The sequence below is a fragment of the Ramlibacter cellulosilyticus genome (assembly GCF_014297465.1).
GTDB classification, from domain to species: domain Bacteria; phylum Pseudomonadota; class Gammaproteobacteria; order Burkholderiales; family Burkholderiaceae_C; genus Ramlibacter; species Ramlibacter cellulosilyticus.
In genome coordinates, this window is the sequence record NZ_JACORT010000005.1 from 257,875 (window position 1) to 278,720 (window position 20,846).

General features: G+C 70.9%; 20 protein-coding genes. 5 read left to right on the forward strand and 15 right to left on the reverse strand.

Annotation, left to right across the window (positions count from 1 at the left end; translation table 11 throughout):
- Position 1: 1 nt before the first annotated feature.
- The 3 genes from H8N03_RS14005 to H8N03_RS14015 are packed head-to-tail and all read right to left on the reverse strand — an operon-like array spanning position 2 to position 5,800.
- Positions 2–2,899, reverse strand: a complete 2,898-nt coding sequence (locus H8N03_RS14005; protein WP_354005125.1) for an FAD-binding and (Fe-S)-binding domain-containing protein — start codon at positions 2,897–2,899, stop codon at positions 2–4.
- Positions 2,896–3,999 (reverse strand): enolase C-terminal domain-like protein, encoded by a 1,104-nt coding sequence (locus H8N03_RS14010; RefSeq protein WP_187076799.1) that lies wholly within the window; start codon positions 3,997–3,999, stop codon positions 2,896–2,898. Before H8N03_RS14010 ends, H8N03_RS14005 begins: the two co-directional genes overlap by 4 nt.
- Positions 4,000–4,006: 7 nt before the next feature.
- On the reverse strand, positions 4,007–5,800 hold the full coding sequence (locus H8N03_RS14015) for a thiamine pyrophosphate-requiring protein (protein WP_187076800.1): 1,794 nt from the start codon (positions 5,798–5,800) through the stop codon (positions 4,007–4,009).
- 247 nt (positions 5,801–6,047) lie between these two features.
- On the opposite strand from H8N03_RS14015, the gene H8N03_RS14020 reads away from it, so the two are divergent.
- Entirely contained in the window at positions 6,048–8,477 is a 2,430-nt protein-coding gene (locus H8N03_RS14020; protein ID WP_187076801.1) for a membrane-bound PQQ-dependent dehydrogenase, glucose/quinate/shikimate family, read from the forward strand.
- Between the two features lie 13 nt (positions 8,478–8,490).
- On the opposite strand, the gene H8N03_RS14025 is transcribed toward H8N03_RS14020, so the two are convergent.
- Positions 8,491–9,675 carry a DUF4142 domain-containing protein gene (locus H8N03_RS14025; protein WP_187076802.1) on the reverse strand — a complete coding sequence of 395 codons (1,185 nt, stop codon included), beginning with the start codon at positions 9,673–9,675 and terminating at the stop codon, positions 8,491–8,493.
- Between the two features lie 50 nt (positions 9,676–9,725).
- Here H8N03_RS14025 and H8N03_RS14030 point away from each other — a divergent pair, with 50 nt between their 5' ends.
- Complete coding sequence (locus tag H8N03_RS14030) at positions 9,726–10,193, forward strand: hypothetical protein (protein WP_187076803.1); 468 nt, start codon at positions 9,726–9,728, stop codon at positions 10,191–10,193.
- A 2-nt stretch (positions 10,194–10,195) separates the two neighbouring features.
- On the opposite strand, the gene H8N03_RS14035 is transcribed toward H8N03_RS14030, so the two are convergent.
- The 5 genes from H8N03_RS14035 to H8N03_RS14055 all read right to left on the reverse strand — a co-directional run bounded on the left by H8N03_RS14035 (position 10,196) and on the right by H8N03_RS14055 (position 15,010).
- A complete protein-coding gene (locus H8N03_RS14035) occupies positions 10,196–10,765 on the reverse strand; it encodes a hypothetical protein (protein WP_187076804.1) in 570 nt (189 codons plus the stop codon).
- Between the two features lie 230 nt (positions 10,766–10,995).
- Positions 10,996–11,463 carry a MarR family winged helix-turn-helix transcriptional regulator gene (locus tag H8N03_RS14040; protein ID WP_354005126.1) on the reverse strand — a complete coding sequence of 156 codons (468 nt, stop codon included), beginning with the start codon at positions 11,461–11,463 and terminating at the stop codon, positions 10,996–10,998.
- Between the two features lie 168 nt (positions 11,464–11,631).
- Positions 11,632–11,967 (reverse strand): hypothetical protein, encoded by a 336-nt coding sequence (locus tag H8N03_RS14045; protein ID WP_187076806.1) that lies wholly within the window; start codon positions 11,965–11,967, stop codon positions 11,632–11,634.
- A gap of 161 nt (positions 11,968–12,128) precedes the next feature.
- On the reverse strand, positions 12,129–14,111 hold the full coding sequence (locus tag H8N03_RS14050) for an aconitase family protein (protein WP_187076807.1): 1,983 nt from the start codon (positions 14,109–14,111) through the stop codon (positions 12,129–12,131).
- On the reverse strand, positions 14,108–15,010 hold the full coding sequence (locus tag H8N03_RS14055; RefSeq protein ID WP_187076808.1) for a LysR family transcriptional regulator: 903 nt from the start codon (positions 15,008–15,010) through the stop codon (positions 14,108–14,110). Before H8N03_RS14055 ends, H8N03_RS14050 begins: the two co-directional genes overlap by 4 nt.
- Positions 15,011–15,083: 73 nt before the next feature.
- Here H8N03_RS14055 and H8N03_RS14060 point away from each other — a divergent pair, with 73 nt between their 5' ends.
- Genes H8N03_RS14060 through H8N03_RS14070 form a run of 3 tightly spaced genes read left to right on the forward strand, consistent with a single transcriptional unit; the run spans position 15,084 to position 18,229 of the window.
- Positions 15,084–16,043, forward strand: a complete 960-nt coding sequence (locus H8N03_RS14060; RefSeq protein ID WP_187076809.1) for a hydroxymethylglutaryl-CoA lyase — start codon at positions 15,084–15,086, stop codon at positions 16,041–16,043.
- Positions 16,036–17,229 (forward strand): CaiB/BaiF CoA transferase family protein, encoded by a 1,194-nt coding sequence (locus H8N03_RS14065; protein ID WP_187076810.1) that lies wholly within the window; start codon positions 16,036–16,038, stop codon positions 17,227–17,229. The genes H8N03_RS14060 and H8N03_RS14065 overlap by 8 nt, the downstream gene beginning before the upstream one ends.
- A 25-nt stretch (positions 17,230–17,254) precedes the next feature.
- A complete protein-coding gene (locus tag H8N03_RS14070; RefSeq protein ID WP_187076811.1) occupies positions 17,255–18,229 on the forward strand; it encodes a Bug family tripartite tricarboxylate transporter substrate binding protein in 975 nt (324 codons plus the stop codon).
- Between the two features lie 146 nt (positions 18,230–18,375).
- On the opposite strand, the gene H8N03_RS14075 is transcribed toward H8N03_RS14070, so the two are convergent.
- The 6 genes from H8N03_RS14075 to H8N03_RS14100 all read right to left on the reverse strand — a co-directional run bounded on the left by H8N03_RS14075 (position 18,376) and on the right by H8N03_RS14100 (position 20,660).
- Positions 18,376–18,777 carry an OsmC family protein gene (locus H8N03_RS14075; protein WP_187076812.1) on the reverse strand — a complete coding sequence of 134 codons (402 nt, stop codon included), beginning with the start codon at positions 18,775–18,777 and terminating at the stop codon, positions 18,376–18,378.
- A 10-nt stretch (positions 18,778–18,787) separates the two neighbouring features.
- Entirely contained in the window at positions 18,788–19,078 is a 291-nt protein-coding gene (locus H8N03_RS14080) for a hypothetical protein (protein WP_187076813.1), read from the reverse strand.
- 41 nt (positions 19,079–19,119) lie between these two features.
- Positions 19,120–19,452: a hypothetical protein gene (locus H8N03_RS14085; protein WP_187076814.1), complete on the reverse strand. Its 333-nt coding sequence runs from the start codon at positions 19,450–19,452 to the stop codon at positions 19,120–19,122.
- On the reverse strand, positions 19,452–19,958 hold the full coding sequence (locus H8N03_RS14090; protein ID WP_187076815.1) for a hypothetical protein: 507 nt from the start codon (positions 19,956–19,958) through the stop codon (positions 19,452–19,454). Before H8N03_RS14090 ends, H8N03_RS14085 begins: the two co-directional genes overlap by 1 nt.
- Before the next feature lie 79 nt (positions 19,959–20,037).
- A complete protein-coding gene (locus H8N03_RS14095; protein ID WP_187076816.1) occupies positions 20,038–20,364 on the reverse strand; it encodes an addiction module antidote protein in 327 nt (108 codons plus the stop codon).
- Positions 20,365–20,366: 2 nt separating this feature from the next.
- Positions 20,367–20,660 carry a type II toxin-antitoxin system RelE/ParE family toxin gene (locus H8N03_RS14100; protein ID WP_187076817.1) on the reverse strand — a complete coding sequence of 98 codons (294 nt, stop codon included), beginning with the start codon at positions 20,658–20,660 and terminating at the stop codon, positions 20,367–20,369.
- Positions 20,661–20,846: the final 186 nt, after the last annotated feature.

The following is a 20,846-nucleotide window of genomic DNA, read 5'->3' on the forward strand; positions in this document are numbered from 1 at the left end:
CTCAGCGCGGGATCGCCCGCGCCAGCACTTCCGCGACGTGCAGCGCCTGGCGCCCTGTGCTCTGCGCGATCTGCTCGCGGCAGCTGAAACCGTCTGCCACGATCAGCGTCCCCGGCGCCGTGCGGCGCACCGCCGGCAGCAGCACCCGCTCGCCGCAGGCCTGCGCCACCGCGTACTTCGCAGCCTCGAACCCGAAGGACCCCGCCATGCCGCAGCATCCCGTGTCCGGCAGGTCGACGTCCAGGTGCAGGCGGTCGCGCAGCAGCTTCTCCTCCGCGGTGAAACCGAGCACCGTCTTGTGGTGGCAGTGGCCGTGCACCAGCGCGTGTTCCGTCAGGGCTGCGAACGCCGCCCCCGCTGCCTGGTCCTGCAGGAAGTCGGGCAGCAACACGGCCTGGGCCTGCAGGCGCTTCGCCTGCTCGTCGCGCGGCAACATCAGCGGCAGCTCCTCGCGGAACACCGAAAGGCACGCAGGTTCGAGCACCACGATGGGCGTGCCGCGCCGCAGGTCCTCGTCGAGCACGCGCAGGACGTGCCGCAGGTAGTCGCGTGCCGCGTCGAGGAAGCCGAACTCGTACAAGGGCCGGCCGCAGCACACGGGCGCCGCCGGTACGCGCACGCCAAAGCCTGCGTGCCGCAGCACTTCGGCCGCCGCGTGGGCGGTGCCCGGATGGAAGTGGTTGTTGAAGGTGTCCGGCCAGAGCAGGACCTCGCGCCGGCCGGATGCCCCGTCGGCGCGGAACGCTCGCAGGAAGCTGCGCTCCGCCACCAGGGGCAACCGGCGCCCGGGCGCGATGCCGAGCGCGCGCTTGGCCAGGGCAGCCAGCAGCGGCGAGCGGGACGCATGGCGCACGACCCCCGGCGCGTGCTCCGCCCAGCGGGCCCAGCGGTCCACGAAGCCGAAGGCATACGCACCGAGCGGCCGCCGGTGCTCCCGGTACCAGTGCCACAGGAACTCCGCCTTGTACGCCGCCATGTCCACCTTGACCGGGCATTCCTTCTTGCACCCCTTGCAGGACAGGCACAGGTCCAGCGCTTCCTTCACCGCCGGCTCCTTCCAGCCGCCCTTCAGCACGCCGCCTTCGCGCTCGCCATTGAGCATCTCGAACAGCAGGTGGGCGCGGCCGCGCGTCGAATGCATCTCCTCGCCGGTGGCCTTGTAGCTGGGGCACATCGTTCCGTCCTTCTTGCGGCACTCGCCCACGCCGACGCAACGCAGCACGCTGCGCGCGAAGTCGCCGCGGTCGGCCGTGAAGTGCAGCACGGCTTCCACCGGCTGCGGACGGTAGCCCGTGCCGAGGCGCAGGTTCTCGTCCGGCCGGTACGCGTGCACGATCTTGCCGGGGTTCATGCGGCCTTCCGGATCCCAGATGGCCTTGAATTCCTCGAAGGCGCCGCACAGGTCCTCGCCGAACATGAGCGGCAGCAGTTCCGCCTTGCTCTGCCCGTCGCCGTGCTCGCCGGAGATGGACCCGCCGAGGCTCACCGCGAGCTGCGCCGCGTCGTGCAGGAAACGCCGGAACTTGGCGATGCCGTCCGCGGTCTCCAGGTCGAAGTCGATGCGCGTGTGGACGCAGCCCTGGCCGAAGTGGCCGTACAGGTCGCAGCCGTAGCCGTAGCGGTCGAAGAGCGCGCGCAGCTTGCGCAGGTACTCGCCCAGGCGCTCCGGCGGCACGGAAGAGTCTTCCCACCCTTCCCAGGTGATCGGCTGGTCCGGCACGTGCGCGGTCGCGCCGAGCCCCGACTCGCGCACCTTCCAGATGCAGGCTTCCTGCCTCGGGCCGTCGAGGAGCTTCATGGTCGGCGCGTTCCGCGCGTGGCGCAGGCGATCCATCAGGCGGTGCGCCCTGGCATCCGCCTCCTGCTGGTCGTCGCCACCGAACTCCACCAGCAGCCAGCCGCCGCCCTGCGGCAGCATCTTCACGTCCTCAGGATGGATGTGCGAGCGCGTGATGTCGGACACGAGGCGGTCGTCCATGCCCTCGAGCGCGATGGGACCGGAGGCCATCACCTCCGGCACGTGGTCGCCGGCGTCGTACACCGTGGGGTAGCCGAGGACCAGCAGGGAGCGCGCCTTCGGGTCGGGCAGCAGCCGCAGCGTCGCCTCCAGCACCACGACGCAGGTGCCTTCGCTGCCGACGAGCGCGCGCGCCAGGTCGAAGCCGTTCTCCGGCAGCAGCGCGGGGAGGTTGTAGCCCGAGACGCGCCGCGGGATGGGCGGATAGCGCGCGCGGATCGCCTCGGCGTGCCGCTCCGCCAGCGTCTTCAGGCGCAGCGCGATCTCCGCGCGCCGGTCGCCCGCCTGCCGCAGCGCTTCGAAGGCTTCGTCGTCCGTTCGCCCGACGCGCAGGCGCAGGCCATCGTACGTGAGCACTTCCAGTTCGATCACGTTGTGGACCGTCTCACCGCCCATGACCGAATGCGGCCCGCAGGAGTTGTTGCCGATCATGCCGCCCAGCGTGTTGTGCGTGTGCGTGGCGGGATCGGGCGCGAACGTGAGGCCGTGCGCGCCCGCTGCCTCGCGCAGCCGGTCCAGCACCAGCCCGGGCTGCACGCGGGCGATGCGGCGCTGCGGATCGATCTCCAGCACCTGGTCCATGTGGCGGGAGAAGTCCAGCACGATTGCCACGTTGCAGGTCTGGCCGCACAGCGAGGTGCCGCCCCCGCGCGACAGCACCGGCGCGCCGTGCTTGCGGCACGCGGCGACAGCCGCCACCACGTCGTCCACCGAACGCGGCAGCACGACGCCGATCGGCACCTGCCGGTAGTTGGACGCGTCCGCCGCGTACAGCGCGCGGCTGCCGCTGTCGAAACGCACTTCCCCCCGGACCGTCGCGCGCAAGTCTTCCTCCAGCGCGGCGATGTCGATGTCCGGGGAAACCGCACCGGGTGGGATCACGACGCGTACTCCTTCGCGTCGGCCCAGCGGAAGGCCAGGCCCAGGCCCGGCCGGGACCGGTCGGCCTCCACCAGGCCTTGCACCGGCTGCGGCGCGCCGTCGAACAGCATGCGCTCGATGCGGGCGTGGTCGTGGAACCATTCCATGTGCACGGCGGTCGCCGCGCAGCAGCAGGCGGCCACGTGCAGCGCCGGCGCGCAGTGGCTGGAGAGCGGCACGCCGTGCGCCTGGCAGAGGGCGGCCGCGGCCATGAAGCCGGTCAGGCCGCCGCACCGCGTCGCGTCCGCCTGCAGCACGTCCACCGCGCCGCCCTCCAGCAGGCTGCGGAAGTGCAGCAGGTCGAAGCCGTACTCGCCGGCCGCGATCTCCATGCGCGCCGGCGCGCGATGGCGCAGCAGGCAGAGGCCTGGCACGTCGTCCGAGCTCACCGGCTCCTCGAACCAGCGCACGTCGCACTCGGCGAAGCGTTGCGCGAGGGCAAGCGCCTCGCTGCGGGTGCAGGCGCCGTTCGCGTCGACGAAGATTTGCGTATCCGGGCCGACCGCCTCGCGCGCCCACGCCACCCGCTGCGGGTCCTGCGCCGGTTCGCGGCCGACCTTCATCTTCACGAAGCGCATCCCCTGCGACGCCCACCCGGCGAGCTGCTCCTGCAACTGCGCGCGGTCGTAGCTGGTGAAGCCGCCGCTGCCGTACACGGCCACCGCGCGGCGCGCCGCGCCCCCGAGCAGGTGGACGACCGGCTGGCCCAGGAGCTTGCCCTTCAGGTCCCAGAGTGCGGCATCCACCGCGGAGATGGCGAGCGCCGCGACGCCCTGCCGGCCGAGGTTGCGCGCAGCCTGCCGCATGCGCACGAAGAGCGCCATGGTGTCGAGCGCATCCTGCTGGTGAAGCACCTGCGCGAGCGATTCGCGCACGAGCGCCGCGCCCGCGGCCGGCCCGTAGCTGTAGCCGATGCCTTCCCGACCGCCGGCGCGCACCTGCGCGAGCACCAGGGTCGTCGCGTTCCAGGCGAAGGTGCCGTCCGACTCCGGCGCGTCGGTGGGGATGCGCCAGGACCAGGCCTGCACGTCCTCCACGGGCGCAGCGCTGTCGCGCAGCATGGCGGCCTCATCCGCGGTGGCGGCCCGCGACGAGGCCGTCCCACCACTCCTTGGCCGTGGCGATCACCGTCTGCACGGACTCCGGGTCGCCGTGCCGCAAGGCGCGCGCGTACGCCTTCACCTGCTTCGCGCTCACGTGCGGCGGCAGGGGCGGCACGTTCGGGTCGGTGACCATCTCCAGCAGCGCCGGGCGGCCGGCGCGCAGCGCCTCCTCGATCGCGGGCCCGACGGCCTTCGGGTCGTCCACGCGCACGCCGTGCAGGCCGAGCGAGCGCGCGTAACCGGCGTACGGGAAGGCGGGCAGCACCTGCGAATCCTCGAACTTGGGGTCGCCGCTCATCACGCGCTGCTCCCAGGTGACCATGTTCAGGTCGCCGTTGTTCAGGACGACGACCAGCAGCCGCGGATCGCTCCACTTCTTCCAGCGATGGGCGATGGTGACCAGCCCGTTGTTGCCGATCATCTGCATGGCGCCGTCGCCGGACATCGCGACCACCACGCGCTCCGGGTACGCGATCTTCGCGGCCAGCGCATAGGGCACCGCGGGACCCATGGTCGCCAAGCCGCCGGAGAGCGAAGCCATCATGCCGCGGCGGATCTTCAGGTCGCGGGCATACCAGGCGGCGGATGAACCCGAGTCGCAGGTGAGGATGCTGGCATCGGGCAGGCGCGGCGACAGCTCCCAGAAGACGCGCTGCGGGTTGATCGGCTGCGCGTCGTTCATCGCGCGCGCCTGCAGCACCTCCCACCAGCGACGCACGTGGCCTTCGATCTCCTCGCGCCAGCGACGGTCTTCCTTGCGCCGCAGCAGGGGGACCAGTGCGCGCAAGGTCTCGCGTGCGTCGCCCACGAGGTTCACGTCCATGGGATAGCGCAGCGCCAGCTTGCGGCCGTCGAGGTCGATCTGCACGCCGGCCGCCTGGCCTTCCGCGGGCAGGAACTCCGAGTACGGGAAGCTGGAGCCGACCATGAGCAGCGTGTCGCACGCTCTCATCATTTCCCAGCTCGGTTGCGTGCCCAGCAGGCCGATGGAGCCGGTGACGAAGGGCAGGTCGTCCGGCACCGCCGCCTTGCCGAGCAGTGCCTTCGCGACGCCGGCTCCCAGCAGGTCCGCCACTTCCACGATTTCGTCGGTCGCGTGCAAGGCCCCCGCGCCGACCAGCATGGCGACCTTGCCCCCGGCGTTGAGGAGGTTCGCCGCCTCGCGCAGCTGCGCCTCGGAGGGAACCACGCGCTTGGCCGTCATGCCGATGCCGCTGTGGATCGTGCCGTGCTCGCGCGGCGGCTTCTCCACCGCGTCGAGTTCCTGCAGGTCGTGCGGCACGATGATGCAGGTGACCGTGCGCTGGTCGCGCGCGATGCGCATCGCGCGGTCCACGAGGTGGCGCACCTGCTCGGGCACCATGGCCATGTGCACGTATTCGTGCGCCACGTCCTTGAAGAGGCTGAGGAGGTCCACCTCCTGCTGGTAGTCGCCGCCCATCGCGGTGCGCGCAGCCTGGCCGACGATCGCCAGCACCGGCTGGTGGTCCGCCTTCGCATCGTAGAGGCCGTTGAGCAGGTGGATCGCGCCCGGTCCCGACGTGGCCATGCAGACGCCCACCTCCCCGGTGAACTTCGCGTGCGCCGTCGCCATGAAGGCCGCCAGCTCTTCGTGGCGGGCCTGGATGAACTCCAGGCCGTCGCCCACGCGCTCGAAGGCGCCCATCAGGCCGTTGATGCCGTCGCCCGGATAGCCGAACACCCGGCGCACGCCCCAGGCCTGAAGGCGTTCGAGGATCTGGTCGCTGGTCGTCTTCACGGCGCGCGCCTCCCCCGGCCTTGCCGCAGCAGGGGCGGCATCACGCCGCGGCGGAAGGCCAGCAGCCCCAGCAGTGCGAGGCCCAGGGCGATCGCGATCTTCATGCGTTGCCTCCACGGATGCGCAGGCCCGCAGCCTGCGACTCCCAGTCTGGCCCGCGCGGCGCCGATCGGATGTAGGATGCCTTCGCAAGTATTTTTGTGGCAAATGTATCGTGCGGGTGGCGCCACCCGCGGGAGGCGTTCCGATGTCAGCAGCCGGCAATGTGCTTCGTCGCGTGCTGGCCGCCGTGCTGGCCCTGGCCGGGCTGGTCCTGCTCGCAGGAGGCGGCTGGCTGGTGGGACTGGGCGGGTCCTGGTACTACGCCGTCGCCGGCGTGGTGCTGCTCGCCGACGCCTGGCTCCTCTGGCGCGGTCGTGCGGCGGCCCGGCTGCTCTTCGCGCTCCTGCTGGCCGGCACGCTGGCCTGGGCCTTGTGGGAGTCGGGGCTCGACTGGTGGCCGCTCGCGGCACGGCTCGACGTGCTGTTCGTGCTCGGCTTGCTGCTCCTGCTGCCCGGCGTGGCGCGTGAACCTTCCGGCACGCGCAGCGGACGCGCGGCACTGTCGGTCGTGCTGCTCGCTTGCGTGGTGGTCGCCGTCGCGAGCGCGGTGCACGACCCCCATGACCTGCGGGGCACCCTCGCGGGGAGCGAAGGCGCTTCCGCGACCACCGGCACGGCAGCGGCCGACTGGACGGCGTACGGCGGCACCGCCTTCGGCCAGCGCTATTCGGCACTGCGGCAGATCACCCCCGCGAACGTGAAGCAGCTGCAGCAAGCGTGGCACTTCCAGACCGGCGACTTCCGCGGGCGGCCGGGCGACCCGGAGGAGACCACCTTCGAAGTCACGCCGCTGAAGATCGGCAACCGGCTCTTCCTCTGCACGCCGCACCAGGACGTGATCGCGCTCGATGCCACCACGGGGCGGCAGGTCTGGCGCTACGACCCGCGCATCCAGGACAAGCTCGCGCTGCAGCACCTGACCTGCCGCGGGCTCAGCTGGCAGGCGGCCGCCGCTCCTGCCGCTGCTCCCGTCGCAACCGCGCCGGCTTCGGCCGCCTCGCCTGCGCCCGCGACCGCACCCATCGTCGCGGCGGCCGAAGGTCCGGCGGACCCCGCCTGCGCCGCCAAGCTGTTCATGCCGACCGCGGACGGCCGCCTCATCGCGCTGAATCCCGACACCGGACACGTATGCGCGAGCTTCGGCGGCGGCAAGGGCCAGATCTCCCTGTGGGAAGGCATGCCCAACTACCGCCCCGGCGCGTACTACGCGACTTCGCCGGTCGTGGTCACGCGCAACCTCGTCATCGTGGGGGGGACGGTGCTGGACAACGCCTCCGTGCACGAGCAGTCCGGCGTGATCCGCGCGTTCGACAGCGAGACGGGCCGCCTCGTGTGGAACTGGGACTCCGGCAATCCGGACCAGACCGCGCCGCTGCCGCCGGGCCAGACCTACGTGCCGAACTCCCCGAACAGCTGGAGCATCTCCGCCGTCGACGAGGGGCTCGGCCTGGTGTACGTGCCGCTCGGCAACCAGCCGCCCGACCAGTGGGGTGGCAAGCGCAGTCCGGCCGTGGAGCGTTACTCCTCGTCCATCGTGGCGCTCGAAGTGGCGACGGGCAAGGCGCGCTGGGCCTTCCAGACCGTGCACCACGACCTCTGGGACTACGACGTGCCGTCCCAGCCATCGCTGCTGGACCTGCGCGTCGGCGGCAGCATGGTGCCCGTGCTCGTGCAGCCCACCAAGCAAGGCGAGCTCTTCGTCCTGGATCGCCGCACCGGCACGCCGGTGGTGCCGGTGCGCGAGCAGCCGGCGCCGCAGGGCGCGGCGGAAGGCGACCACACCGCCGCGACGCAGCCGAAGTCCGGCCTGTCGTTCGAGCCGGTGCCGCTCGCCGGCAGCAGCATGTGGGGCACCACGATGTTCGACCAGCTCTATTGCCGCGTGGCGTTCCACCGCCTGCGCTACGAGGGCCGCTTCACGCCGCCTTCCGTGCAGGGCTCGCTGGTGTATCCCGGCAACTTCGGCGTGTTCAACTGGGGCTCGATCGCGGTGGACCCCACGCGCGGCATCGCGTTCACGACCCCGGCCTACCTGGCCTTCGTCTCGAAGCTCGTGCCCCGCCCCAACGACACGGCGTTGATGGTGCAGGACGACGGCCCGCCCTCGGGCAGCCTGCCGGCGTTGAACGAGAACTTCGGCGCCCCGTTCGCCGCGAAGATGCAGCCCTTCGTCTCGCCGCTCGGCATCCCGTGCCAGCAGCCGCCCTGGGGCTACGTGGCAGGCGTCGACCTCGCGGGCGGGCGCATCGCCTGGCAGCACCGCAACGGCACGGTGCGCGACCTCGCGCCGGTGCCGCTGCCCTTCCGCATGGGCGTGCCCAACCTCGGCGGGCCCATCGTCACCGCCGGCGGCGTGGCCTTCCTCTCCGGCACGCTGGACTACTACGTGCGCGGCTACGACGTGGCCACGGGCGAGGAGCTCTGGCGCAGCCGCCTGCCCGCGGGCGGCCAGGCGACGCCGATGACCTACGAGGGAGCGGACGGTCGCCAGTACCTGCTGGTGGTCGCGGGCGGCCACGGCTCGCTCGGCACGAAGGCCGGCGACGACGTGATCGCCTACGCGCTGCCGAAGTGAAGCGCGTGCGGGCTCACGCGTTCAGCACCATCGCCAGGATGTTGTTGCGCGGATCCGCGACGCGGCCGGCGAAGATCTCCAGCGGCGTGATGTCCGGGCGGCCGTAGTAGGCCTCGTTGGCTGCCTCGTCGGCGACCACGTTGGTCACGCCGAAGGACAGGCCCGCGTAGGCGCCCTGCGTGCCGGACCAGAGCACGATGTCCTGGATCTTGCCGGCGGAGGCCTGTTCGCGCCCCGTGAACTCGCCGAGCGTCAGCGCCAGGTCGAAGTTGATCGAGAAGCGGCTGTCCGACACGAACTGCTGCACCGCGCGCGGGGTCATCAGCAGCAGCGCGATCTCGCCACTGGCGGCGCCCGCCTGCGGCCCCACGCTGATGCCGGAGAGCCGGTAGAACGCCGGGTTGCCGAAGCGTCCCTCGCTGCGCGTGACGAGCACGCCGCTGCCGCCCTGCACGCCGACGCCCAGCGCGGCGCGCGCGTAGTCCGGGAGGATGAACACGCCGTAGGCGCGCTTCAGCAGGTCGGCAGCGTCGGGATCGCCCTGCATCGCGTGCACCACCTGCACCGCCTCGCGGATCTCGGCCGCCGCGCCGTCAGGTGCGGCGGCGAGCGTGCGCGCGCGTACCTTCTCCATCGCGACGTTGGCGTGGTACAGCGCCTGCGCCTTGCGCAGGTGCTGCTGCAGCGCGGGCAGCCGGTCCTGCGCGAACCGCGCGAGCTCCTCGTCGCGATCGACGGGGATCGCTTCGCGGTGGGCGCGCGCCAGCGCTTCGCGGTGCGCCTCGACGCCCAGCCTCTGCAGGAAGACCTGGTCCAGCTTCTCGCCGGCCAGGCCGCGCAGGGTGGCGACGTCGTAGGCCTGCTGCTGCGTCGGTGTGTCGGGCAGGGCGACACCCTTGCGCTGCGCGATCTCCCCGAGCCGCTGCCGTGCCGCCGCGTGGTCCTCGATCAGCTCGCCCGCGTAGGCGCGGACGTGCGGGTCCACGGAGCGCTGGAGCACGACATGCGCCGCCTGCACCTCGGCGGCCGCGGCATGGGCCGCCGCCAGCATGAACTGGAGGTCGCCGCGCACGAGCGGCACGGCCGCCAGCGGCTGTGCCGCGGGGCGTTCCGCCTCCGCGGACGGCACGGCGGCCGCTGCCGGGCCGGCGAGCGCCGCGCACAGCGCGGCCGCCAGGAGCTTGCGTGGATCGTTCATCTGCTGCCTCTCTTTCTGGTAGATTTGTGCCAAATGCTTCGGGAGACGGAATGCATCGCAGGACCTTGCTCCTCGCGGGCGCCTGCGGCGCCTGCATCCCCGCACTCGGGCGGGCCGCGCCAGCCGGCACGCTCTCCCGGCCGCTGTTCCTGCACGGTCCCGTGACGATCATCATCTGGTCCGATCCGCAGCCGCACCTCGAGATGCTGCACCGCCCGGCGGCGCGCGCCGCGCTGCGCAACCTGGAGCGGCTCGCCGCGCGCGCCGGCGCGCCCGACGAAGCGGTGCGGTTGCTGGCGGCGGCCATCGTGCCGCCGTCGGCCGGCGGGGAGCGCTGGCGCGTCGAGCTGCCCACGCTCGCACAGCTGCAGGTCGCCGACGTGCCCCGGCCGAAGATCGGCGGGACGTTCGACGTGCTCGGCACCTGGACGAGCCCCGTCACCGGGACGCCCACCGTCACCGCACGCGTCCTGTTCTTCGAGGGCAGGGCCTACGTGCTGCCGCCCGCGACCTCCTGAGTTCATCGGCAGGCCCGCATGTCTTCGAGCTGCACGCAGTGCATGGGCGCGGCACCCATCGTCGCGGTGCGTGCGGGGAAGGCAGTCAGGTCATAGGCGTTCGCCATCGCGACCTGCGTGTCCAGCAGCGCGCGGTTGGCGTCACGGATCGCCTGGTTGCGCCGGGCGCCCGCGGGCTGCGCCGCCATCTCCTGGACCGCGCGCCGCAGGCTGTCCGCCGCGGACATGAGCTTCTTCACGGATGCGTCGTAGTCCGCGGTGCTGGACATGGTGCCCACCACCCGGTCCTGCGGAGGCAGGTGCACCATGGCTTCCTGCGTCCGCAGAAGCGCGGAGCGCGCCTGGTCGAGCGCCACGGTGCGCTCCGGCCCGGGCGGTTTCTGCGCGAGCGCCTGGATGGATTCGCGCAGCCTCTGCGCCGACTCCTGCAGGGCCCGCATCGATTGCGTGTAGACAGGCTGGGTGGCGATGACCGTGCCCGTGGGGGTGGCAGGCGTGTTCGTCGCCTGCGCATTCGCCGCGCCGGCGACGACGGCGAGCACCATGCAGCCGATGGCCGTTCTCTTCGACATGTCGATTCTCCTTGCTGGTAGCTGATGGACGGCGACCTGCGCCGGCCACCGGCTGGCAGCCGGCGCGGGCGCCTGCAAGGCAGCTTGGAGCCATGCCCGGAAAATGCATTTGCCGCAAACATGATGCCTGCTGCCGGAACGCGCCGACAGAGGTGCGCACGCGCACGCCACGCCGGCAACGGCGCGCGCCCGGGCTCGCGTACTTTCGACCGCGTGCAGGAAGCCTTGCTCTACTCGTCCGAGCCGATCAGGACGTTGGCCATCGCCGGATCCGCCTTCAGTTCCCGGATGAGTTTCTCGAGATCGCGGTCGAGGCGCTGCAGCGTTGCGTCGTCGAGCCGGCGCAGCGCGTCGGGGAGCAGGCCGGTGAGGGGAGCGGGCGCCTTGTTCAACGCCTTCAGCCCGCGGGCGGTGGCGCGCAGGTGCACGGCGCGGCGGTCGGTCTCGCCTTTCTCGGAGACGACGAGACCCGCGTCGAGCAAGGCGCGCACGAGGTTGCTCGCCGTCGACTGGTGGACGTCCATCTTGCGCGCAAGCTGGCCCACGCCGATGCCGGGATTGGAAGCCACCTGGCTGAGCGCCCAGACCTGCGCGCCGGAAACCCCGACGGTGGTCTCGATGGAACGGAAGTGGCTGCGCACGGCGTTGAACACGGTGCGGAAGCGCCGCAGCACCTGCGACGCGGGGTCTGCGCGCACCGCGCCTGCTTTCCTGGCTGTCGCCGAAGTCGCCATGCCTGCTGCACCCTTCCTGCAGGAATTGTGCGCGCGCACGGCGCGCGGCGGGGGCCGCGCGCTACGCGGCGCCGCGCGAAACGTGCCGCACGCGCCGCCCGCGTTGCATTTGTGCCAAATTCGACGGCGCCGTCAGCGCGCGGACTCGCCCGCGTCTTCCTTCACGGCGACCTTCTCGCCCACCTTCTCCACCTTCGCCTGTTCCTTCGCGGCCTTGATCGCCGGCGATTCGACGACGACCCCGCGGCGGCTGTCCTTGCAGTAGATGCCGAGATCCGAGACGGTCATGGTGCTGCCGGGACCGAACTTCTCCGGGATGGTGTCGCCGATCGGCAGGGCCATGTTCACGGGGCTGGTGGAGCCTTCCTGCAGCACCGTGCCGTCGGCCTTGTACACGGTGTAGCAGGTCGCGTGCGCGAGACCCGTGGCGAGAAATGCGGCCGCGGCCACCCATGCTTTCGCGTTCATGTCTTGTCCTCCTGGAGGACAGGAGCATCCCGGGCGGCGGGGGCAGCGTCAACGAATCGGTCGCGCCGCGGAGACAGCCGGGGCCCCGGGCGGACGAGATGTGCGAAAGGCCGGGACGGGCGGTCGCCGGAGGAAACGGATTGCAACCGCGCGATCGCGTTTCAGTGCCCGGCCGACCGCTCCCGCAGCTCCTGCCACGAACGCAGTTCGCCCGCGAGCGCGCTCGCCATGACCGTGGCCGGGCTGGCCAGCCACACCTGCCCCGGCCCGCTGCGGCCGGGGAAGTTGCGGTTGATCGCGCTCACCGTCACCTGCGACGCGTCCGTCGACGAGCCCGGCCCGCAGTTCGCGCAGGCGCCGCACGAGGGCTGCAGGATGCGTGCGCCCGCGGCAGCGAAGGTGCGGTCGTAGCCTTGCGCGGCGCAGTAGTCCCGCACGGCGGTCGTGCCGTATTGCAGGTACAGCTGCACGTGCTCCGGCACGCGCAGCCCGTGCTCCAGGCCCCAGGCCAGCACCGCGTGGTACTGGTCGAAGTCCTCGCGCTTGCCCGCGGTACAGGAGCCGCCGTAGGCGATGTCGACGCGCACGCGCTCGCCGAGCCCTGCGAGCGGCACCCCGTTGCCCGGATCGCCGGGGCGCGCGACCATCGGCGAGAGCGCGCCGCAGTCCACGCGGATCACGTCGGCGTAAGCAGCGCCCGGGTCGCTGCGCATCCAGTCCTCGATGCGGAAGTCGAGGCCGCGGCGCTCCTTCAGGAAGCGCACCGTTTCTTCGTCCGGCTCCACGATGCCCGTCAGGCCGCCGAGCTCCGCGGTCATGTTGGTGAGCGTCGCACGCTCGTCGGTCGCAAGTGCGCGCAGCACCGGGCCGGCGAATTCGAACACGCGGCCCACGCCGGCACCGGCGCGGATCGCCGGGAGTTGCAGGAGGTGCAGCGCGATGTCCTTGGCTGCGACGCCGGCGGGCAGCGTGCCTTCGAGTTCGATGCGCAGCACCTGCGGCAGGGTGAGCCGCACGGCGCCGGTGACGAAGGCGTTCGCCATGTCGGAGGTTCCCACGCCGAAGGCGACGCACCCCAGTGCACCGCTGTGCGGCGTGTGCGAATCGGTGCCGGCAACCAGCTGGCCCGGCAAGGCGTAGTGCTCCGCCATCATCGCGTGCGAGATGCCCGCGGCGCTGCCGCCGTCGTCATGCCGCGCTTCGGCTTCCGTCAGCGTGCGGTGCTCGCGCAGGCCGTACTCCCGCGCGAACGTGCGCTGCGCCTCGCACATCGCATGCACGTTCGGCAGCAGCGGCGAGCCGGCGTGCGCGGGACTCTCGTCGACATAGGAGGTGTGGTCCTCGAACACGACGATCGATGGCGGCTCGCGCAGGGCGAGCGGTTTTCCGAAGGCCGCATGCAGCATGTGCGCCGCCATGCCGGTGTAGTACTCGTGGATGAAGCGCCAGTCCGCGCGCACGAAGCAGCCTTCGCCGGCCCGCGGCACGTCGGGCGTCACCGGCGTGCGCAGCAAGTGGCGCTGCACGATCTTGCCGAAGAGGGTTTGCGGCGCACCGTTGTCCGCGGCAGCGGCGGGCTCGGCCGCACGCAGGTGCGCCTGGCCGAACGGCAGCAGGCCGCCCGCGCGCAGGATGGCAGCGGCGAGCGCATCGCGCCCCGCCACCAGCTCCTCGATGGGAATGGACTCGCCGCGCTGCAGGCGCTCCACGAGCCCGAAGTCCGTGGACGTGAACAGGCCGATGTTGTCCGCGTTCTGCCGGTAGATGCGCTCGAAGCTCTCCGCGATGACGAGGCGGATGCCCGCGAGCTTCTCCGCCGCGGGGCTGTGCTCGCGCGAGGAGCCTTTGCCGTAGCGGCGTCCGGCCACCGTGACCTGGAAGCCCGCGGCCTGCACGGCGCCCGCCGCGATGGGGCGCGTGCCGTCTTCCGCGGTGAAGCCCGTGTACGGGAAGCGCGCGAGGCTCGCGTCGTAGTGGGACATGATGCGCACCGGCGTGATCTCGTCGGTGGACACGTCGTCGCGCAGCGCGCCCGCTTCGTCGCGGGAGAGCGCGCGGCCGGCGAGCTGCGCACGCACGGCGTCCCCATCGCGGGCGAGGAACAGCAGCCGCGGCTGCGGCCCGAGGGAGAGGGTGTCGTTCATGGCGGTGCCTGGGAGGCGAGGTGGTCGACCAGCAACTGCGCGGCGGGGCTGAGCGCGGGTGGGTCGCGGTAGCAGACGATGAAGCGGCGCTCGGCCCAGGGCTCGGCCAGCGGGACCAGCCGCAGGCCCAGCGCCTCGGCGGGCCCTTGCGCCACTTCGCGCGGCACGAGGCTGATGGCGAGGCCGGCGTTCACCACGCGCAGCGCCGCTTCGAAGTTGGTGACGATGACGCGGTGGTTCACGGTGCGACCGAGCTGCGCCGCGTGCCGCTGCAGCATCAGCTGCACGGCGCTGTTGACGGGCAGGCTCACGTGCTCGTAGTCCAGCGTCTCGGCAAAGCGCAGCTTGCGCCGCGCGGCGAGCGGATGCCCCTGCGGCACGATCACGCACAAGGTGTCGCGGCGGTAGGGCCGGGCGTGCAGCCCGGAGTGATCGGTCGCGTCCCAGCAGACGCCGAGCGAGGCGAGGCCTTCGCGCACGCCGCGCACGATCTCCGGGCTGACGCGCTCCTCCATGTCGACGCGGATCGCGCGATGCGCGGGCCGGCGCAGGAAGGCCGCGACGTCGTCGGCCAGCGACTCCGTCATCGCCGACACCGACGCCAGGATGCGCACCTGCCCGCGGCCGCCGGCGACGTAGTTCTGCATGTCGCGCTCGATCCGCGCTGCGCTATCGAGCATGCCGCGCGCGTGTTCCAGCAGCGTCTGGCCCGCGGCGGTGGGCACGACCCCGTGCCGCTTGCGCACGAGCAAGGGCGTGCCGACCTGGTGCTCCAGCTGCGCCAGCCGCTTGCTGATGGCCGACCCGACGATGTTGGCCTTCTCTCCGGCGCGCGCGATGTTCCCCGCCTCGCAGACGGAGACGAACAGGCGCAGCGTGGTCAGGTCGAAGTCGCGCAAGGTGTTCCAGGCCGGAACGCAGGTGTTCCGAAAATGAGCAGAGCGCTCGTTTTGGAAATTCTAGACTCGCCCCATGCAACCGACACCTCCTTCCGCGACGGCCGCCCTGCCCCGCCGCGTGGTCGTGCGCGAGATGGGCCTGCGCGACGGCCTGCAGAGCGTCGCGACCCTCGTGCCCACCGCCGCCAAGATCGAATGGGTCCGCGCCGCCTACGACGCCGGCGAACGCGAGATCGAAGTGGGCTCCTTCGTGCCGCCGAAGCTGCTGCCGCAGCTGGCGGACACGGCCGAAGTGCTCGCCTTCGCGCAGACGCTGCCCGGCCTGCGCGCCACCGTGCTCGTGCCCAACCTGAAGGGCGCGCAGCGCGCGCTGGAGGCGAAGGCGGAGATGATGCTGCTGCCGCTGTCGGCCAGCCACGCGCACAGCCTCGCCAACCTGCGCAAGACGCCCGACGACGTGGTCGCGGAGATCGCGCGCATCCGCGCCGAGCGCGACGCGAGCGGCGCGAAGACGCGGATCGAGGTGGGCATCAGCACCGCCTTCGGCTGCACGATCCAGGGTGAGGTCGCTCCCGGGGAAGTGGTGCGCCTGGTGCAGGCCGTGCTGGACCTCGGCGTCGACGCGGTGAGCCTTGCCGACACGGTGGGCTATGCGGACCCGGCGATGGTCTCCCGCCTGTTCGAGCGCGTGCTGAAGGTCGCGGGCGACAAGCTCGCGGCCGGCCACTTCCACGACACGCGCGGCCTGGGCCTGGCGAACTGCTACGCGGCGCTGCAGCTGGGCATCGCGCGCCTGGACGCGTGCAGCGCCGGCATCGGCGGCTGCCCGCATGCGCCGGGCGCGAGCGGCAACGTGGCGACCGAAGACCTCACGTACATGCTGCACAGCATGAGCGTGGAGACCGGGCTCGACTTCGACAAGCTGCTCGCCCTGCGCGCGAAGATCGTGCAGTGGCTGGCCGGCGAACCCACGCATGGCACGATCTGGAAGACGGGCCTGCCGAAGACGATGAAGGTGGCAGCCCATGCCTGAGCGCAGCCTCCCCCTCCAGGGACTTCGCGTCGTCGAATTCACCCACATGGTGATGGGCCCCACCTGCGGCATGGTGCTCGCGGACCTCGGTGCCGAAGTGATCAAGGTCGAGCCCATCGACGGCGACCGCACGCGGCGGCTGCTGGGCGCGGGCGCCGGCTTCTTCCCCATGTTCAACCGCAACAAGAAGAGCATCGCGATCGACCTGCACAAGCCGGAAGGCGCGGCACTCGCGCGCAGGCTGTGCGCGAGCGCGGATGTCGTCGCGGAGAACTTCAAGCCCGGCACGATGGAGAAGTACGGGCTGGACCATGCGTCGCTCAGCGCCTCCAATCCGAAGCTGATCTACGCGACCTGCAAGGGCTTCCTGCCGGGCCCGTACGACCACCGCACCGCGCTCGACGAAGTGGTGCAGATGATGGGCGGCCTCGCGTACATGACGGGCCGGCCCGGCGACCCGCTGCGCGCCGGCACGAGCGTGAACGACATCATGGGCGGCCTGTTCGCGGCCGTCGGCGTGCTCGGCGCGCTGATCCAGCGCGGCATCACCGGCAAGGGCATGGAGGTGCAGTCGGCGCTCTACGAGAACAACGTGTTCCTCGTCGGCCAGCACATGCTGCAGTACGCCGTGACGGGCAAGCCGGCCGCGCCGCTGCCCGCGCGCGACAACCCCTGGGCCGTGTACGACGTCTTCAGCGTGAAGGACGGCGAGCAGATCTTCCTCGCGGCCGTGAGCGATGCCCAGTGGAACAAGTTCTGTGACGTGCTCGGCTTCGCCGACCTGAAGGCCGAGCCCGAGCTCGCCACCAACAACCAGCGCGTGCAGCAGCGCCCCCGCCTGCTCGCCACGCTGCGCGAGCGCCTCGAGCACCGCGGTGCCGCGGAACTGGCGACGCTGATGGAGCAGGCCGGGCTGCCTTTCGCACCGATCCGCCGGCCGGAGGACCTGTACGATGACGAGCACCTGCGCGCAACCGGCGGCCTCGCCGACGTGAAGCTGCCCGACGGCCCGCGCGCCGGCGACACGGTCAAGACCGCGCTGCTGCCCTTCACCCTCGCGGGCGAGCGGCTCGGCGTGCGGCTGGACCCGCCGCCGCTCGGTGCGCACAGCCGCGAGCTGCTACGCTCGCTGGGCCTGGGAGACACCGAGATCGACACCCTGAAGCAGCAGGCCGTGGTGGCCTGAGAACCATCCGACAAGGAGACAAGACATGCAAGACCACAACTCGAACTTCTCGCGCCGCAGCGTGCTGCTGGCCATCGCCGCGGCCGCGGCCGCAGGCAACGCCTTCGCGGAAAGCACCGTCAAGTTCATCCTGCCCAACGCCACCGGCTCGGGCGTGGACACGATCACCCGCTCCGCGGCACCGGCGCTCGGCAAGGCGCTGGGCGCCAGCGTGGTCGTCGACAACCAGCCGGGCGCAGGCGGCGTCGTGGGCCTGCAGGCGCTGGCCCGCTCGCCCGCGGACGGCAGCGTGCTGTCGGTGGTGTCGAACAACGTCGTGATCTTCCCGAGCGTGCTGAAGTCGCTGCCCTTCGACATGCCCGGCGACTTCACCCCGATCGCCGTCGTGGGCGCCACGCCGATGGTGCTGGTGGTGAACCCGAACAAGATGCCGGTGGCCAACGCGAAGGAGTTCTTCACCGCGCTGAAGGCCAAGCCGGGCGGCTACAACTTCGGCTCCGGCGGCAACGGCACCATCCTGCACCTCGCGAGCGAGATGGTGCTGGAAGCCGGCGGCGCGAACGCGAAACACATCCCGTACAAGGGCGTGGGACCGATGGTGACCGACCTCATGGGCGGCCAGATCGACTTCGCCACCGCGGCGCTGCCCAGCGTGCAGGGCCAGATCAAGAGCGGCGCGCTGCGTCCCATCGGCCTGCTGACCGCGCAGCGCACGCCGGCCGCGCCCGAGATCCCCACCTTCGCCGAGCAGGGCCTCTCGAACTTCTCCGCCGACGCCTGGTTCGCCGTGATCGGTCCCAAGGGCCTGAGCGCCGCCAACGTGAAGAAGGCGCACGACGCCGTCGTCGCCGCCTTCAATGACCCGGCGGTGAAGGAAGCGATGGCCAAGCAAGGCAACACCATCAACGTCAGCACGACGGAGCAGGCCAACGCGATGTTCCGCAGCGAGCTGCAGCGCTTCGCGACGCTGGTGAAGAAGGTGGGCCTGGAGCCGCAGTAGGAGCTTTGGAAGGGCGGCGGCTGCGCTGCCCGCCCTCAACGCCGCGCTTCGGGTGGCGCGGCGAAACCGGAATTCGTAGGGTGGCGCGGCGAAGCCGCGGAAGGTGAGCGCAAGCGAACCCCACCGCGCGGCGTCTGCGCCCGCGGCTACTCGTTCACCAGCCGCACCCCCACCCCCGCCCGCACCGTGTTGTGCACCTCCGCGACCGCATCCGTCTCCTTCAGGAGCTGCCGGATCTTCTCCTCGCCCGCCGACGACCGCACCCTCGCCCGATACGTGATCTCCGTCGCCGCGAGCCCGATCCCCGGAAACTCCGCCTGCGCCTCCACCTCGACTTCATCGATCGCGATGCCGAGGCGTTGCGCTTCGCGGAAGAGGTCGTTGCAGTAGCAGGTGGCCAGGGCGAGCATCAGGAACTCGCCGCCATTGACGCCGGACCCCGGTCCGGTTGACTTGCGCGCAATCGGGACGGACTGCGTCGTTTCCCCCGTACGCACGGCGGCTGCGTGACCTGCGAGGGAACTCCTGACGGTGGCGGCGATTTGCATGCGCGCTTCCTCACTCCGGCGTGTTCGGGTCGTCGTCGTCCCCACCCGCTTCGAGCGCCTGCCGCTCGATCTCCTCGTCGGACAGCTCGGGCGCGTTCTGCAGGTCGTTCCATCGCTCGAGGAATTCCTCGGTCGGATCCTGGCCCTCGACCAGGACTTGCTCTAGCGTCTGGGGTGGCGCTTCCGAGGGCGCCTCCGCGCTCACGTCGGGGCGGCTGGCCGAAACTTCGGCCGAAGGCTTCTTCCCACCCTCCAGGTAGGAAGCGAAGTCTCCGTCCTTCGGTGTGTCGGAACTCTGCATGGAGTGCTCCCTTGGGCGCCGTGCCCGTGCGGAGACGGAGCTTACTCCGCGTCGCTCGTCCTGTTCGCGTCCCGCGGGTGCCGCTCGCGCGTGAGGACCCAGACCGCCAGGGAGCACACGGCGAAGCAAGTGACGAACGCGAAGGCCATCGAGAGGGCCGTCGACCACCCGGACCTGGCGCCCAGGATCCACGGAAGGGCGATGACGCCGCCGACGAAAGCCGCCTTGCCTCCGACGCGTCCCGAATCGTCCAACGTCAGCACGTACACGAGCAGCGTGAGCGCTGCCGCGCCCGCGAGTGCGATGGCAAGGCGCACCCACAGCGGGATGGTGATCGACTTGCGCGTGGACGAACGCCTGGTCCGGGCTTCCATCAAGCTCGCGCGATACGAGTCTTGCACATGAGGTGCCTGGCGATCCTCACAGCCTGATGAACCGCCACGAGAACCGGCAAGAACAGGATGTAGGCTGCTGGATTGGTCACAGTACCGTAGCCAAGTTGGTGCCACTCCGCGATGAATCGGGCTGAAACGACGATTCCAGCGAACAAGCCCGCGACGATCAGCGTGGCGACGATGGGAAGCCTGGCCCACCACGACGGCGGCACCAGGAGGGCAGTCCACAGTGCCACGACGCCGATGAATGCAGCCGTCAGTTCGATCAGATTCTCCACAGGGGCCGGTTGGGTCGGGATGTGCCCCGTGTACTGCAGCTGATCGATAAGGCCCATGCCAAAGACGCCGAGCAATGACACCGGGAGAATCACCACAGCTTCTGCCAGCGGCACGACAAATCCTGGCTTGCCACGAACAAATGCAACGACCACCGCCACCACGCAAATGGCATCCACGCAAAGGATCACCAGGGTGTCCGTAGGCATCGGTGGCTCTGGCGAGGTCTAGCGTAAAGGTGAGCGGCGCCTTGCCGTGTCCGTGCCGACCGACCTGTTCGACCGCAAGCTACGCGGCCTCGGCATGAAATTTGACGCCGAGAGCCCGGGCGACCTTTAGCACCGTGGCGAAGCTCGGGTTGCCGTTCTCGCTCAGTGCCTTGTACAGACTCTCTCGGCTAAGGCCCGCGTCGCGCGCGACTTGGCTCATCCCCTTCGCGCGAGCAATGTCCCCCAGTGCGCGCGCGATACCCGCTGCGGCCTCGGGAGCTTCGTCGAGCCACGCATCGAGGTACGCCGCCATTTCTTCCGGCGTCCGCAGTTGTTCTGCGATGTCGTAGGGTACCGTCCTGGTACGCGGCGCCGCGGGTTCCGTTGCCTTGACTGCCTTGGCCATAGCTACTCCAGCAAACCTTTCGCAAGCGCCAGCGCGGTCTCGATGTCCTTCTGCTGGGACGACTTGTCGCCGCCAGCGAGAAGAACGATCAGCACGCCCTTGCGCTCGGTGTAATACACACGATACCCAGGTCCGAAGTCGATCTTCAGTTCACTCACGCCGCCAGACAGCACCCGGTACTGGCCGGGATTCCCGTGAACTAGCCGATCCACTCGCACCTGAATCCGCGCGCGGCCAGCCCGATCTCTTAGAGAGTTGATCCAGTCTCGGTAGACCTCGGTCATCTCCACGCGCATGCGCGAATTGTATCCTATGGGCTACAGATCGGTCAAGCCCGAGCACGGGACGGACGCGCGGTCTAACGTCGGAGTTGACCGGCACGCACCGGCAGGGCGCCGCAAGACGTATGCTCCCGCGCACGGCTTGCGGCGCCCTGCCGGTGCGTGTCCGCGTCGAACGACTTGTTAGACCTCAGCGATGAG

Bases quoted from the DNA above. Each gene is read 5' to 3' on its own strand.
- H8N03_RS14010 (WP_187076799.1), bottom strand. From the start codon at position 3,999: ATGCTGCGCGACAGCGCTGCGCCCGTGGAGGACGTGCAGGCCTGGTCC.
- H8N03_RS14020 (WP_187076801.1), top strand. From the start codon at position 6,048: ATGTCAGCAGCCGGCAATGTGCTTCGTCGCGTGCTGGCCGCCGTGCTG.
- H8N03_RS14025 (WP_187076802.1), bottom strand. From the start codon at position 9,675: ATGAACGATCCACGCAAGCTCCTGGCGGCCGCGCTGTGCGCGGCGCTC.
- H8N03_RS14030 (WP_187076803.1), top strand. From the start codon at position 9,726: ATGCATCGCAGGACCTTGCTCCTCGCGGGCGCCTGCGGCGCCTGCATC.
- H8N03_RS14035 (WP_187076804.1), bottom strand. From the start codon at position 10,765: ATGTCGAAGAGAACGGCCATCGGCTGCATGGTGCTCGCCGTCGTCGCC.
- H8N03_RS14045 (WP_187076806.1), bottom strand. From the start codon at position 11,967: ATGAACGCGAAAGCATGGGTGGCCGCGGCCGCATTTCTCGCCACGGGT.
- H8N03_RS14050 (WP_187076807.1), bottom strand. From the start codon at position 14,111: ATGAACGACACCCTCTCCCTCGGGCCGCAGCCGCGGCTGCTGTTCCTC.
- H8N03_RS14060 (WP_187076809.1), top strand. From the start codon at position 15,084: ATGCAACCGACACCTCCTTCCGCGACGGCCGCCCTGCCCCGCCGCGTG.
- H8N03_RS14065 (WP_187076810.1), top strand. From the start codon at position 16,036: ATGCCTGAGCGCAGCCTCCCCCTCCAGGGACTTCGCGTCGTCGAATTC.
- H8N03_RS14070 (WP_187076811.1), top strand. From the start codon at position 17,255: ATGCAAGACCACAACTCGAACTTCTCGCGCCGCAGCGTGCTGCTGGCC.
- H8N03_RS14075 (WP_187076812.1), bottom strand. From the start codon at position 18,777: ATGCAAATCGCCGCCACCGTCAGGAGTTCCCTCGCAGGTCACGCAGCC.
- H8N03_RS14080 (WP_187076813.1), bottom strand. From the start codon at position 19,078: ATGCAGAGTTCCGACACACCGAAGGACGGAGACTTCGCTTCCTACCTG.
- H8N03_RS14085 (WP_187076814.1), bottom strand. From the start codon at position 19,452: ATGGAAGCCCGGACCAGGCGTTCGTCCACGCGCAAGTCGATCACCATC.
- H8N03_RS14090 (WP_187076815.1), bottom strand. From the start codon at position 19,958: ATGCCTACGGACACCCTGGTGATCCTTTGCGTGGATGCCATTTGCGTG.
- H8N03_RS14095 (WP_187076816.1), bottom strand. From the start codon at position 20,364: ATGGCCAAGGCAGTCAAGGCAACGGAACCCGCGGCGCCGCGTACCAGG.
- H8N03_RS14100 (WP_187076817.1), bottom strand. From the start codon at position 20,660: ATGCGCGTGGAGATGACCGAGGTCTACCGAGACTGGATCAACTCTCTA.